Genomic DNA, 12,155 nt, shown 5'->3' with positions numbered 1-12,155 from the left:
TTCTTATGATTTTGTATTTTGCGTAAGCGTAACTGTGTGTTTACCTTGGCGTTCATGATTAATAGAAAAGTTAGTGTGTAAACTTTCTAGCAACCCAGCCACATCACCTGCTTTAAAAACACCCGCTACTTTAATAGACGCAAGTTCTTCAGACGATAATTTAAAACGTGTAGAAGTATAACGGCTCACTTCGTTTAAGGCATCGCTAAGCGGCTCACCATTAAAAACAAGCATGCCATTTTGCCATGCTAAGTCACGTTCAACATCATCAATAGAGAGCTGGGTAATTGGTTTGGTGATGCTTTTTTCTATAACGGCTTTTTCGCCAGATGTAACTATATTGGCATTAATTTGGCGAATTTTATCTGCGTTTTTGTCAGCTGACTGGTAAGCTTTAAAGTCACTGGCATCAACCGCCACACTCGGGTCGGTGATCATTACTTTACCTTCGGTTACCACCAGTTCTAAATCTGAAGATGTATTACGCTGAACATTAAACACAGTACCCAATGCTGTAAAACTCTTATTGCCAGCCATTACACTAAATGGACGAGATGCATCTTTAGCAACGTTAAAACGCCCTTCTCCTCTGTTGAGCAATAACTGTCTGCGGCCTTTGCTGTAGGCAACTTCTAATAAACTATTGGTATTTAACTGCACAATAGTGCCGTCGGGTAATGCGTAAGTTGCTTGCTCGCCAACTTTAGTTTTATAAATTTTAGTGTAATTAACTTTTGCTAATTGTTGGCTGTAACCATTTTCTAAGTTGATTAATAGGTAACTACACACCATAAGTGCTGCAAATAAACTGGCTGCAATAGACGTTGAAACCAGCCATCTTTTTTTGGGTTGCTTACTATTACGATGAGGGAATAAATTACTGAGCTCGTTTAAAACAGATATTTCATCCCATAAGTGGGCTAGCTCGTAAAGCGCATCTTGGTGGGCGTTGCTCTGCATCATCCACAATGTAAACTGCTCTTTTTCATCTTTTGATAAGCCGCGGTCAATGGCGCTGATCCAGTTACAAGCTGTTTCTAATATTAAATCTTTTGAAGTAAATTGATGAACATTGCTCATTTTGCAACCCTCTTTACTGTTAACGGATGAAGAGAATTGTCTTGCTTAGTTTTTGCCACTTGGCTTTGATCGTGTTCGCGCATATAAAGCATGGTTTTTAATAACCCTTTAGCAATGTGTTTTTCAACAGTACTCTGACTAAGCTGCATCTCGCTTGCGATCTCTTTTTGGCTCATGCCATATACTTTTTTAAGTATAAAACATTTACGGGTTGATGGGCTTAACTGCTCTGTTGCTTTACAAAACAGTAAAAAACGTTCTTTTGACGTGTATTCATCTTCGAGCTGCATTGACTTTAGCAACACAGGTAATTCACTGTCGTCGTCTAGCGAATCATTAAATTTGTTGTCCCACTTAGCAACATGGTTTAATGCTAAATGTTTAGCGGTTTTTAACATGTAACTACGGGTATATTGGATATCTTGTTTTAAATCAGCCTCGTAGCTTTTTATAAATGTTTCTTGCACAATGTCGTCTACATCATCGGGCTGTACTATTCTTGAAACAAAGCGTTTAAGTTGGCTTGAAATATCAACAAATGTTGACGCAAATTTATTCTTTTTGGTCATGCTTAGTAAACACCTGTTGTTATTATTGTTAGCGTAAGATTACGAGTTTTGAATATAAAAAACTAGTTAAATGTAAATTTTTAGTTGTATAAATGTCATATTTTTTTATTAGGAGAATTAATGGGTAAAATTTTAGACTATATCCGACTGAGTTTTTTTGCTTGCGGGCTACTTTTAGGCGTACAAATACCCGCGTTTGTGAGTGATTTTGGCCAAGCATTGAACGCACAATTAGTGGAGGCAAATAATGCAATAGCGCCTTTTCAAAAAGACGCTAAAAAATACTTTAATAACGACCTTGCTAAGTTAATAAAGCACTATGAAAATTTAGGCGATGAAATTGTGGGAGAAGGTGCCAATCATATTCAAACTCTCAGCCAGCGTCAGCAAACTTTGGCGAGGGCTGTTGATGAGTTTTCAAACTCGCCTTATCTGTTTACACTACGTAGCGAGCTTCACACTATAAAACAGCAAGTATGGCAACGTTTTGAAGGGCAAATAATTTTAAAAACAGACTCAATTACCGCAGCAATTATCACCGCAATAATCATTGCGTTTATTGCAGAGCTTACAGGCTTTTTGTTTATGGTTTTAATTAAACGCGTTTATCTGCGATTAATCAGTGCGTGCAAATAACGATTTCATAAAGTCAAAAAACACATCTGTTTTTCGAGTTGTTAAGCTATTTTGTGGCCGTAAAAACCATACAGGGGCACCGCTTTGTGCAAGTACGTTAGGCATCACTTCTACTAATGTGCCATTTTTTAGCTCATCGTTTATTGCAAGCCTAGACTTTATAGCAATGCCGTGGCCCGCAATAGCAGCTTGGGTCATGTTGTCTGAATTTGAAATGGTAAAGCGCGTTTGTGCATTAAACGTGTGAATTTTTTGTTGGGTATCATAAAGCTTTAATTGGCGTTGCCATGGCAAACAGACCCAAAAGTGTTTTTCTAACTCAGTGATGCTTGTTGGCATTGAATGCTTTTTTATATAACTAGGCGCTGCACATAATACACGACTGTTATTGACTATTTTACGAGAAAGCAATCCTGAATCATTTAATTGCCCTACACGAATAGCGACATCTTGCGCATCATCAACTACGTTTACAAACTGATCGGTTATTAAAAAGTCTAGTTTTAGATCTGGAAAAGCATGCTCAAATTCATTAAGCCTAGGCATTACATATTTAGAGAAAACCCAAGGTGGCATGGTTACTCTTAATAACCCACTTACCGATGAACTACGTGCGCCAATACTGTGTTCTGCATCACGTAATGCTTCAATTATGGCACCTATGCGGGTATAAAACACTTCTCCCGCGGGTGATAAGCGCACTCTTCTGCTATCTCTAAACACAAGCACAGTAGCGAGCTCTCGCTCTAATTTACTTAAGCGGTGACTGACTGTTGCAGGTGATAAACGCTGTTCACGAGCGGCTGCCAGCACCCCTTTATTTTCAACCACGGCAATAAACGTTTCTAGGTCACTTAAACTATACATAAAAACCCACAATGTCTTTTCAATGTTTAATATTTTCGAATGAAGCTTTCAGTTTTGCAATGTTTATTTAAATATTTAAAACCATATAATTTTAATCAAGTTTAATAATTGATGAGACTAAGCCATGAGTTTAAAAGCACAAATAGATGCATTTAATGTGCAAAAAGAAGCTAATTTACCCGCAGACGTTTTAGCATTAATGAATACAACAAACGAAGAATTAATTGCTCAGCACATACGAAATAACGCCTTACAGGTTGGCGATAAAATAGAAAACTTTATTTTGGCAAACCACCTAGGCAAAAATATAGAATTGGCCGATTTATTAAATAAAGGCCCTGTCGTTGTTAGTTTTTACCGTGGCGCATGGTGCCCTTATTGTAATTTAGAATTAAAAGCACTGAACGATTTTTTACCTCAATTTAAAACTAAGAGCGCTCAATTGGTGGCAATTTCTCCTCAACTACCAGATCAAACCTTAACAACTGCCCAAAAAAATGAGCTAGAGTTTGATGTGCTCTCAGATGTTGGTAATAAGGTTGCACAGCAATTTGGCTTATTATTTACACTCGATAAACGTATTCAAGAATTATACACCGGGTTTGGTATTGATTTTGAACACACTTACGGCGATAAAACATACCAACTTCCCCTACCTGCCACTTACGTGATTAACCAAGAAGGTGTAATCACTTATGCATTTTTAGACGAAGACTACACACTTCGCGCTGAGCCAAGTGATGTAATGACCGCACTTGATGGAGAAAATAAATAATGCCTTTATTAAAATCATTAAAGCTAATAAGTCTTACACTTGCCCTTGGCGCAAGCTTACTGAGTAGCTCAGTGAACGCTGAAGAAAGTAAAGAAAAACCAAAAGTACTCATTTTTGATGTAAACGAGACCCTGCTTGACCTAACAAGTATGCGCGCCTCGATTGGTAAAGCGTTGGGTGGCAGAGAAGATTTACTGCCTCTTTGGTTTTCAACCATGTTACATAACTCGTTAGTAGATACAGTGACCGGTGATTATCACGATTTTGGCCAAATTGGTGTGGCTTCGCTTGCTATGGTGGCAAATAATAACAATATTAAAATTACCAATGAGCAAGCTAAAACGGCCATTGTTACACCGCTTTTATCATTACCTCCACATAGCGATGTGAAAGACGGACTGGCAAAACTAAAAGCGCAGGGCTATAAGTTAGTAAGCTTAACTAATTCGTCAAATAAAGGCGTTAAAACTCAATTTGAAAACGCAGGTTTATTGTCATATTTTGACGCGCGTTACAGCATTGAAGATATAAAAATATATAAACCTGATTTACGTGCCTACGAATGGGTACTTAAAAAGTTAAACGTCGCGCCGAACGAGGCTATGATGATTGCTGCACATGGTTGGGATGTAGCGGGCGCTAAACAAGCGGGCTTACAAACAACTTTTATTGCACGCCCAGGGAAAGCGTTATATCCGCTTGCGAAAAAACCTGATCACGTTGTGAAAGATTTACATGAATTAGCCGCTCTACTTAAATAACAAGCGCAAATTATAAAATCAATACCCAAGCGGCCATTCTCAGGAAGAGTTTGACCGCTTTTTTATTGCTAAAAACCGCGTGTAAACAATGTATTTAGCCCTTTTAACTGCTAGCAATTTACCCCTCACAACGCTACTATTTAAAATAACACGTTGTGGAGATAATTATGAATAGTCAAAGATTAAGCGAGTTTGAAGAGTATTTTCAAATAAACGAGAGCATTAGGGTTAATTTGTTTGCTGTATCTAATGAGCAAGTACCTAAATCTCAGCTAGCACTTGACGATGATATCCCGCCTCTTTTTAGATTAGCTAACGAAGTGAGTGAGCTTGAACAAAGCTCGTTACGTCCACTTCGAAACTTAGGCGATGTAGCCCAAGAGCTTGCTGCATTTTTACAGGCACAATCGCGAAAAATAGATTTAATTATGAGCCATATTTTGGCCTCAGAACAAGCGCAAGAAAATGCAATACACTGCGATAGCTATGGCGGCGGAGGTATTAAGTTTACGTCGTCTGATGTTTATTCTATTGGCCAATCCTTTAGGACAAAACTTTTTTTGCATCATGAGGCATCGGCTGTTTACTGCTACACAGAAGTGGTTGCCATAGAAAAACAAGATAACGACCACTACCAATACACAGTGCTTTTTACATCTATAAGAAACACTGATCAAGAATTAATAGTAAGAGCAAGTTTACATGCGCAAACGCGCCAACTAAAAAAACGCCAAGAACTAGAGCAACCATTAGACGATTCAAGCTCTGAATAATTGGTTTTACAATACAGTTTATATGGCAAAGCAAACCTATTTTTCAAGTGACTTGGAAGTAGCACAACTGCTAAACTAGCAAAATCTCTATTTGTATAAAAATGCCATGAACTTTAGACTTTTAACTGAATGGGCTGAGCAAGACGCTGTAATGCTAACTTGGCCACATAAACATACCGATTGGGCCGATAATCTAGCCCGTGTTGAGCCTGTCTATGTTGAGCTTGCAAAGCATATAACACACTACCAATTTTTAGTTGTTGTTGCTCACGACGAAGCCTTAAAAGCACATATCACTGCACTACTTAACCAAGCAAATATTAATTTAGAGCGTGTTCATTTTGTTGTAACACCCACTAATGACACCTGGGCGCGCGATCATGGCCCACTAACATGTGCAAATATTAATGATGAGACCAAATTAAAGGTCTATGATTTTACATTTAATGGTTGGGGCAACAAATTTGAAAGCGCACTCGACAACCAAATTAATAAAGCGGTTGTTGAAAAGCTAAGCCATGCAAACAATGATTACCAAGCCCTAGATATGGTGCTTGAAGGTGGCGGTATTGAAATAAACGAGCACGGCGTATTGCTAACAACAAGCGAATGTTTGCTTAACAAAAACCGTAACCCTGACTTATCGAGCCAAGACATAGAAGCCTTATTAAAAACGCATTTAGGTGCCACCAATTTTTTATGGGTCGATCACGGTTATTTAGCTGGCGACGATACTGACAGCCACATTGATACCCTAGTACGATTTGCACCAAACAATACGCTTGTATATGTACAATGTGATGATGAAAATGACGAGCATTTCACCGCACTAAAAGCAATGGAAAACCAACTGAAAAGCTTTAAAACGGCAGGTAACACCCCATATAATTTAATTGAACTACCGTGGCCTAAGGCAGCGTATGACGATGAAAATTCACGCTTACCTGCAACCTATGCCAATTACTTAATTATTAACAATGCAGTGCTTGTGCCTACATACAACGATGTAAACGACGACCTTGCATTAGCACAGGTTCAAATAGCGTATCCGCAGCACACTATTATTGGCGTGAATTGCCAGCCTATAATTGAGCAATTTGGTAGCCTTCACTGTATTACAATGCAATTACCGCGTGGATTTTTAGCTGGAGCAGCACAATGACAAGCCCTGCAAAATTAACCGTTGCTTTAGTGCAACAAAGCAACAACCATAACGCCGATGAAAACATGGCTAAATCAATAAAAGCCATTCGTGAAGCTGCTCAAAAAGGGGCTCAGCTTGTTGTTTTACAAGAGCTTCATCGTAGCCTTTATTTTTGCCAAACCGAAGACGTTGATGTCTTTGACCTGGCAGAAACCATACCTGGGCCAAGCAGTAACACCTTAGGTGAACTCGCTAAAGAGCTCAATATTGTGATTGTGGCGTCACTGTTTGAGAAGCGCGCAACAGGCTTGTACCATAATACTGCAGTGGTGCTTGAAAAAGACGGTAGTATTGCAGGTAAATATCGCAAAATGCACATACCTGATGACCCTGGTTTTTACGAAAAGTTTTACTTTACCCCAGGCGACTTGGGCTTTGAGCCTATTCAAACATCGGTAGGTAAATTAGGTGTGTTGGTATGCTGGGATCAGTGGTTTCCAGAAGCAGCGCGTTTAATGGCTATGGCTGGTGCTGAGCTATTAATTTACCCAACCGCTATTGGCTGGGATCCCAATGACGACCAAAATGAACAAACACGCCAAAAAGATGCATGGGTTATTAGTCAACGTGCCCATGCGGTCGCAAATGGAGTACCGGTGATTAGCTGTAATCGTGTTGGCCACGAGAGCGACCCAAGCGGACATAGCAGCGGCATTCAATTTTGGGGTAACTCTTTTATTGCGGGTCCTCAGGGTGAGTTTTTAGCGCAAGCTAACAACATCGATGAACAAATATTAGTGGTAGAAGTTGATCAAAAACGCTCAGAAAACGTAAGACGTATCTGGCCGTTTTTGCGTGATCGCCGAATTGATCACTACAGCGACCTTACAAAAATATACCGCGACTAACTTAAAGAATGGCTCTTACCTGTTAAGGGCCAATCAAATGGAGTAATAAATGGCGTTTGAGCAATGGGCAGCCTTGCCTTGGGTAAAATCTCAAAAAGATAAAATTCAGTGGGGGCAGCTAAGCGGAAGTGGTTTAAGTATTGCCATTGCCGAAGGTGTTAAACAGCAAGAGAACTTAGTATTAATTATTACACCCGACACCCCCAGCGCGCTGCGCCTTGAAACAGAGCTAGAATATTTATTACCTAATAATCCGGTAATGGTATTTCCTGATTGGGAAACCTTGCCTTACGATCATTTTTCTCCTCATCAAGATATTATTTCTGCGCGTTTAGCTACATTAAATACCCTAAAAAAAGAACAGCAAAGCGTATTAATTGTGCCTGTGTCTACGCTTATGCTGCGAACCGCTCCGGCCTCGTTTATTTATGGTTCGACAATAAACTTTAAAGTAGGCGATAAACTCGACACACATAATTTTAGGCAAAACTTAGAGCAAGCCGGTTACCTAAACGTGCAACAAGTTATGGAACATGGTGAGTACGCAATTCGTGGCTCAATCGTCGATTTATACCCTATGGGTAGTCCGCATCCATTTAGGCTCGACTTTTTTGATGACGAATTAGACACCATTCGTCTATTTGATGTGGAAACGCAGCGCTCTGATGAAAAAGTAGATAAAATTGAACTGCTGCCAGCGCATGAATTTCCAACAAATGAGTCAGATATTGAGCGTTTCAGGATTGGTTACCGTGAAAAGTTTGGTGCAAGTTCAGAGCAAGACTCTGTTTACATGCAAGTTAGTAAAGGAAACTGGCCAGCTGGTATTGAATACTACATGCCGTTATTTTTTGAAAGCCTAGCCACTATTTTTGACTACCTGCCTGATAATACAACCGTTATGCAATTGGGCGATTTAGAACACGCTGCGGATAATTTTTGGCACGATGTTAATGTTCGTTATGAAAACCGTAAAGTGGACCCTCTGCGCCCACTACTTGAACCAAATACCTTATATCAGCCAATTGAAGAGCTGTTTTCTAACTTAGGGCAATTTGCGCGTATTCGTTTATCGCTTGCCAAACTGGGCACAAAAGCGGGTAATAAAAATTTATCCGTATGTGAATTACCTGCAATTAGAATAGATCATAAACAACACGAGCCCTATGCGGCGTTTATAGATTACGTTACAGCACAAAAGAAGAAGAAAAGTCGCATATTACTGAGCGTTGAGTCGGATGGTCGACGTGAATCTTTACTCAATATTTTAAAACCCAGCGGTTTAAAGTTTAAAGAGTTTGATACCTTTGAACAATTTACCCAAAGCGATAGTGATGTAGGCTTAATTGTAAGTCCGCTTGAACAAAGCGTTGTGCTTGGCTCTAAACCTTCATTATCAATTATTACCGAACAAGAGCTGCTAGGTATTAAAGTCTCGCAGCGCAGACGCCGTAAACATAAGTACGAAGCAAGCCAAGACGCCCTAATTCGTAACTTAGCCGAGCTTAAAGAAGGTCAGCCTGTTGTGCATCTTGACCACGGTGTTGGCCGCTATCAAGGTTTACAAACTATTGATGCAGCAGGTGTAATTACAGAATTTGTGACCATAATATACGCCGGTGAATCTAAATTGTATGTGCCTGTGTCGGCACTACATATGCTTAGCCGTTACTCAGGCGGCGAAGAAAGCAGTGCACCACTGCATAAGCTCGGCTCTGATGCGTGGGAAAAGGCAAAAAAACGTGCTGCAGAAAAAGTTCGTGATGTAGCCGCAGAGTTACTTGATATATACGCACAGCGCCAAGCTAAACCAGGCAATAAATTTACCCTAGACGGACAAGCCTATCGCCAGTTTAGTGAAAGCTTTCCGTTTGAAGAAACCGACGACCAGCGTAATGCAATTGAAGCTGTCTTAGGCGACATGCAATCAAAACAAGCGATGGATCGTTTAGTGTGTGGTGATGTAGGCTTTGGTAAAACCGAGGTCGCTATGCGTGCAGCTTTTGTTGCTGTTAACGATGGTAAACAAGTTGCCATTTTAGTGCCCACTACCCTGCTTGCGCAGCAACACTATGAGAATTTTAAAGACCGTTTTGCTGACTTTCCTATCGAAGTGGGTGTGCTTTCTCGTTTTAATTCAACCAAAGAACAAAAAGACACTCTAGAAAATATGGCGAATGGCAAGCTAGACATTGTTATTGGTACCCACAAACTTATTCAGCAAGACATTAAATTTAACGATTTAGGGCTACTCATCGTAGATGAAGAGCATCGTTTTGGGGTACGCCAAAAAGAAAAAATTAAAGCGCTACGTGCAGATGTCGATATTTTAACGCTTACCGCAACACCTATTCCTCGAACGCTCAATATGGCAATGAGTGGCATGCGCGACTTATCTATTATTGCTACACCACCCGCCAAACGCTTGGCGGTTAAAACATTTGTTCGCCAACGTGATGTGGAGCTTATTCGCGAAGCCATTTTGCGTGAAATTAAACGCGGTGGCCAAGTGTACTTTTTGCACAATAACGTTGAAACAATTGAACGCGTGGCGCAAGAATTAAGTGAATGGGTACCTGAAGCAAATGTAATTACCGCTCATGGGCAAATGCGCGAGCAAGAGCTTGAGCAAATAATGACCCAATTTTATCACCAAAAATACAATGTAATTGTGTGTACAACCATTATCGAAACCGGTATTGACGTACCCACAGCAAATACCATTATTATGGATAGAGCCGACAAACTAGGCTTAGCACAATTACACCAATTGCGTGGTCGTGTAGGCCGAAGCCACCATCAGGCATATGCCTATTTGCTCACAGGCGACCCTAAAGCATTATCAAAAGATGCCAGCAAACGTCTACAAGCAATTGAATCATTGGAAGATTTAGGCGCTGGTTTTGCACTTGCTACACACGATTTAGAAATTCGTGGTGCAGGTGAGTTATTGGGTGACGATCAATCTGGGCAAATGCAAACTATTGGCTTTAGCTTGTATATGGAAATGCTTGAGCAAGCAGTAAATGCACTGCGTGAAGGTAAAGAACCTACTCTTGAAAACCTCTTACAAAAACAAACCGAAGTTGACTTAAAACTGCCTGCATTACTGCCTGATGATTATATACATGACGTAAATGCACGATTAGGTATGTACAAGCGTGTAGCTAGTTGTGCTAACCTAGGCGACATTGATGAGTTACAGGTAGAACTAATAGACCGATTTGGTTTATTACCTGATGCAGCTAAAAACTTATTTAGTTTGCAACAACTTAAAATGCAAGCCAGTAATTTAGGGATAACAAAAATAGAGGCAAACCCTAAAGGCGGCTACTTTGAATTTAGCCAAAATACCAAGGTTAATCCTAGCTTCATTATTGGGCTGATACAAAGTGCACCGCATATTTATAAAATGGAAGGCGCAAATAAATTGCGCTTCGCGATTAGTGAGGCAAATGCCCGCGAACGCTTAAAAATGGTCACTGCTATGATTGCAGATTTCGAGAAAAAGGTTAGCCATTAATGTTGCTAAAAAAATCGCTGGTAGTTTTATGTTGCTTATTTAGCAGCACTGCAGTTGCAGAGCGTTGGTTTGAAGCTGAGGTGCTGATATTTAAACAGCGCCCAGCCCCCTATTTACAAGAAGACTTTAGTTTAAAACACGAGGCTATTGAAGATAAAAACACGCTGGATTTATTAACGCCACTTTATACCGAGCAAGCCATGCAAGCCTGTATTGATGGCGATACACGTTTTCAAAAGCGTTCATTTACAGATTCGCTCGTTAACGACAATCCACGCTCGGGTGTTTGCGATGCAAGCACCGACTATGTTCAAAGTTACGATGAATTACCTGTTACACCTGTGGCGCCGACACTTGATACCATGGAGCAACCCTACTTACTTGCCCCAGAGCAGTTACAATTTAAAACGCAGTTTGAGCAACTAGACCGTAAAGGCTTAACGCCTATTTTACATACTGGTTGGCGTTTTGAAGCAAAAAGTAAATCACGTGCGCCAAGCATGCACTTATTTGCCGGTGAGCTTATCAAAACACGCGTTTTTGATGTGCCGCGCTATTCAAATCCAGACTTTGTTAGTTTATTAGAGCCGCAGCCTAGCTTATTTAACGACCCCGATGAATCAACTAGTAAATGGGAATTAGAAGGGTTATTTAAAATTCACTTGCGTCACTATTTATTTATCACTGCAGATTTTGATATTAGCCAAAAACTACAAAGTGGTGATGTAGAGTCATCACGGTTTTCACAATTTAAACGTGTAATAAGTGGTGAAATTCATTACTTTGACCACCCTCGCATGGGCATGATTGTCCAAATTAGAAAATTTAAACATTAATACTTAATAGGATACAACAATGAAAAAACTCCTAATTATTGCAGCTACACTAAGTCTGGCTGCATGCTCTAAAGTAACAGTAGAAAACTACGAAAAAATTAAGATTGGTATGGATAAAGCTGAAGTAGAGGCTGTATTAGGTAGTGCTGACAACTGCGTAGAAAAAACACTTCATACTAACTGTGTGTGGGGCGACGAGTCTAAAAATATAGAGATTACACTCGTTTCAGACAAAGTGACTTTATACAGTAAGCACGGCTTAACTCAATAAAGTCGTGTATAA

At 40.0% G+C, this 12,155-nt stretch carries 12 protein-coding genes; 9 read left to right on the top strand and 3 right to left on the bottom strand.

Annotated features, from left to right (window positions below):
• Nucleotides 1–3 precede the first annotated feature (3 nt).
• Nucleotides 4–1,080, bottom strand: a complete 1,077-nt coding sequence (locus AC27JL_RS17005) for a FecR family protein (RefSeq protein ID WP_010557301.1) — start codon at nucleotides 1,078–1,080, stop codon at nucleotides 4–6.
• Nucleotides 1,077–1,649 (bottom strand): RNA polymerase sigma factor, encoded by a 573-nt coding sequence (locus AC27JL_RS17000; RefSeq protein WP_487196140.1) that lies wholly within the window; start codon nucleotides 1,647–1,649, stop codon nucleotides 1,077–1,079. The genes AC27JL_RS17005 and AC27JL_RS17000 overlap by 4 nt, the downstream gene beginning before the upstream one ends.
• A 120-nt stretch (nucleotides 1,650–1,769) precedes the next feature.
• Between AC27JL_RS17000 and AC27JL_RS16995 the strand changes: the two genes are divergently transcribed.
• A complete protein-coding gene (locus AC27JL_RS16995) occupies nucleotides 1,770–2,285 on the top strand; it encodes a DUF2937 family protein (RefSeq protein ID WP_276754741.1) in 516 nt (171 codons plus the stop codon).
• Here the strand turns inward: AC27JL_RS16995 and AC27JL_RS16990 are convergent.
• A complete protein-coding gene (locus AC27JL_RS16990) occupies nucleotides 2,265–3,152 on the bottom strand; it encodes a LysR family transcriptional regulator (RefSeq protein ID WP_487196139.1) in 888 nt (295 codons plus the stop codon). The genes AC27JL_RS16995 and AC27JL_RS16990 overlap by 21 nt on opposite strands.
• 124 nt (nucleotides 3,153–3,276) lie before the next feature.
• On the opposite strand from AC27JL_RS16990, the gene AC27JL_RS16985 reads away from it, so the two are divergent.
• The 8 genes from AC27JL_RS16985 (at nucleotide 3,277) to AC27JL_RS16950 (ending at nucleotide 12,143) form a co-directional block, all read left to right on the top strand.
• Nucleotides 3,277–3,927, top strand: coding sequence for a peroxiredoxin-like family protein (locus tag AC27JL_RS16985; RefSeq protein ID WP_487196138.1), 651 nt, complete (start codon nucleotides 3,277–3,279; stop codon nucleotides 3,925–3,927).
• Nucleotides 3,927–4,688 (top strand): haloacid dehalogenase type II, encoded by a 762-nt coding sequence (locus AC27JL_RS16980; RefSeq protein WP_008126386.1) that lies wholly within the window; start codon nucleotides 3,927–3,929, stop codon nucleotides 4,686–4,688. Before AC27JL_RS16985 ends, AC27JL_RS16980 begins: the two co-directional genes overlap by 1 nt.
• 167 nt (nucleotides 4,689–4,855) lie before the next feature.
• Nucleotides 4,856–5,461: a PilZ domain-containing protein gene (locus tag AC27JL_RS16975; RefSeq protein ID WP_006794671.1), complete on the top strand. Its 606-nt coding sequence runs from the start codon at nucleotides 4,856–4,858 to the stop codon at nucleotides 5,459–5,461.
• Between the two features lie 106 nt (nucleotides 5,462–5,567).
• Nucleotides 5,568–6,623 carry an agmatine deiminase family protein gene (locus tag AC27JL_RS16970; protein ID WP_487196137.1) on the top strand — a complete coding sequence of 352 codons (1,056 nt, stop codon included), beginning with the start codon at nucleotides 5,568–5,570 and terminating at the stop codon, nucleotides 6,621–6,623.
• Complete coding sequence (locus tag AC27JL_RS16965) at nucleotides 6,620–7,513, top strand: carbon-nitrogen hydrolase (protein ID WP_203986798.1); 894 nt, start codon at nucleotides 6,620–6,622, stop codon at nucleotides 7,511–7,513. Before AC27JL_RS16970 ends, AC27JL_RS16965 begins: the two co-directional genes overlap by 4 nt.
• A gap of 49 nt (nucleotides 7,514–7,562) precedes the next feature.
• Nucleotides 7,563–11,036, top strand: coding sequence for a transcription-repair coupling factor (gene mfd / locus AC27JL_RS16960; RefSeq protein WP_487196136.1), 3,474 nt, complete (start codon nucleotides 7,563–7,565; stop codon nucleotides 11,034–11,036).
• A complete protein-coding gene (locus AC27JL_RS16955) occupies nucleotides 11,036–11,872 on the top strand; it encodes a peptidoglycan binding protein CsiV (protein ID WP_487196135.1) in 837 nt (278 codons plus the stop codon). Before mfd ends, AC27JL_RS16955 begins: the two co-directional genes overlap by 1 nt.
• 19 nt (nucleotides 11,873–11,891) lie before the next feature.
• Complete coding sequence (locus AC27JL_RS16950; RefSeq protein ID WP_008126398.1) at nucleotides 11,892–12,143, top strand: hypothetical protein; 252 nt, start codon at nucleotides 11,892–11,894, stop codon at nucleotides 12,141–12,143.
• Nucleotides 12,144–12,155: the final 12 nt, after the last annotated feature.

Source organism: Pseudoalteromonas sp. 4NS20-0020, from assembly GCF_057554385.1.
This window is presented reverse-complemented; position numbering and strand designations above follow the sequence as displayed.

Coding starts and splice junctions, on each gene's coding strand:
- AC27JL_RS17005 (WP_010557301.1), bottom strand. CDS start 1,080: ATGAGCAATGTTCATCAATTTACTTCAAAAGATTTAATATTAGAAACA.
- AC27JL_RS17000 (WP_487196140.1), bottom strand. CDS start 1,649: ATGACCAAAAAGAATAAATTTGCGTCAACATTTGTTGATATTTCAAGC.
- AC27JL_RS16995 (WP_276754741.1), top strand. CDS start 1,770: ATGGGTAAAATTTTAGACTATATCCGACTGAGTTTTTTTGCTTGCGGG.
- AC27JL_RS16990 (WP_487196139.1), bottom strand. CDS start 3,152: ATGTATAGTTTAAGTGACCTAGAAACGTTTATTGCCGTGGTTGAAAAT.
- AC27JL_RS16985 (WP_487196138.1), top strand. CDS start 3,277: ATGAGTTTAAAAGCACAAATAGATGCATTTAATGTGCAAAAAGAAGCT.
- AC27JL_RS16980 (WP_008126386.1), top strand. CDS start 3,927: ATGCCTTTATTAAAATCATTAAAGCTAATAAGTCTTACACTTGCCCTT.
- AC27JL_RS16975 (WP_006794671.1), top strand. CDS start 4,856: ATGAATAGTCAAAGATTAAGCGAGTTTGAAGAGTATTTTCAAATAAAC.
- AC27JL_RS16970 (WP_487196137.1), top strand. CDS start 5,568: ATGAACTTTAGACTTTTAACTGAATGGGCTGAGCAAGACGCTGTAATG.
- AC27JL_RS16965 (WP_203986798.1), top strand. CDS start 6,620: ATGACAAGCCCTGCAAAATTAACCGTTGCTTTAGTGCAACAAAGCAAC.
- mfd (WP_487196136.1), top strand. CDS start 7,563: ATGGCGTTTGAGCAATGGGCAGCCTTGCCTTGGGTAAAATCTCAAAAA.
- AC27JL_RS16955 (WP_487196135.1), top strand. CDS start 11,036: ATGTTGCTAAAAAAATCGCTGGTAGTTTTATGTTGCTTATTTAGCAGC.
- AC27JL_RS16950 (WP_008126398.1), top strand. CDS start 11,892: ATGAAAAAACTCCTAATTATTGCAGCTACACTAAGTCTGGCTGCATGC.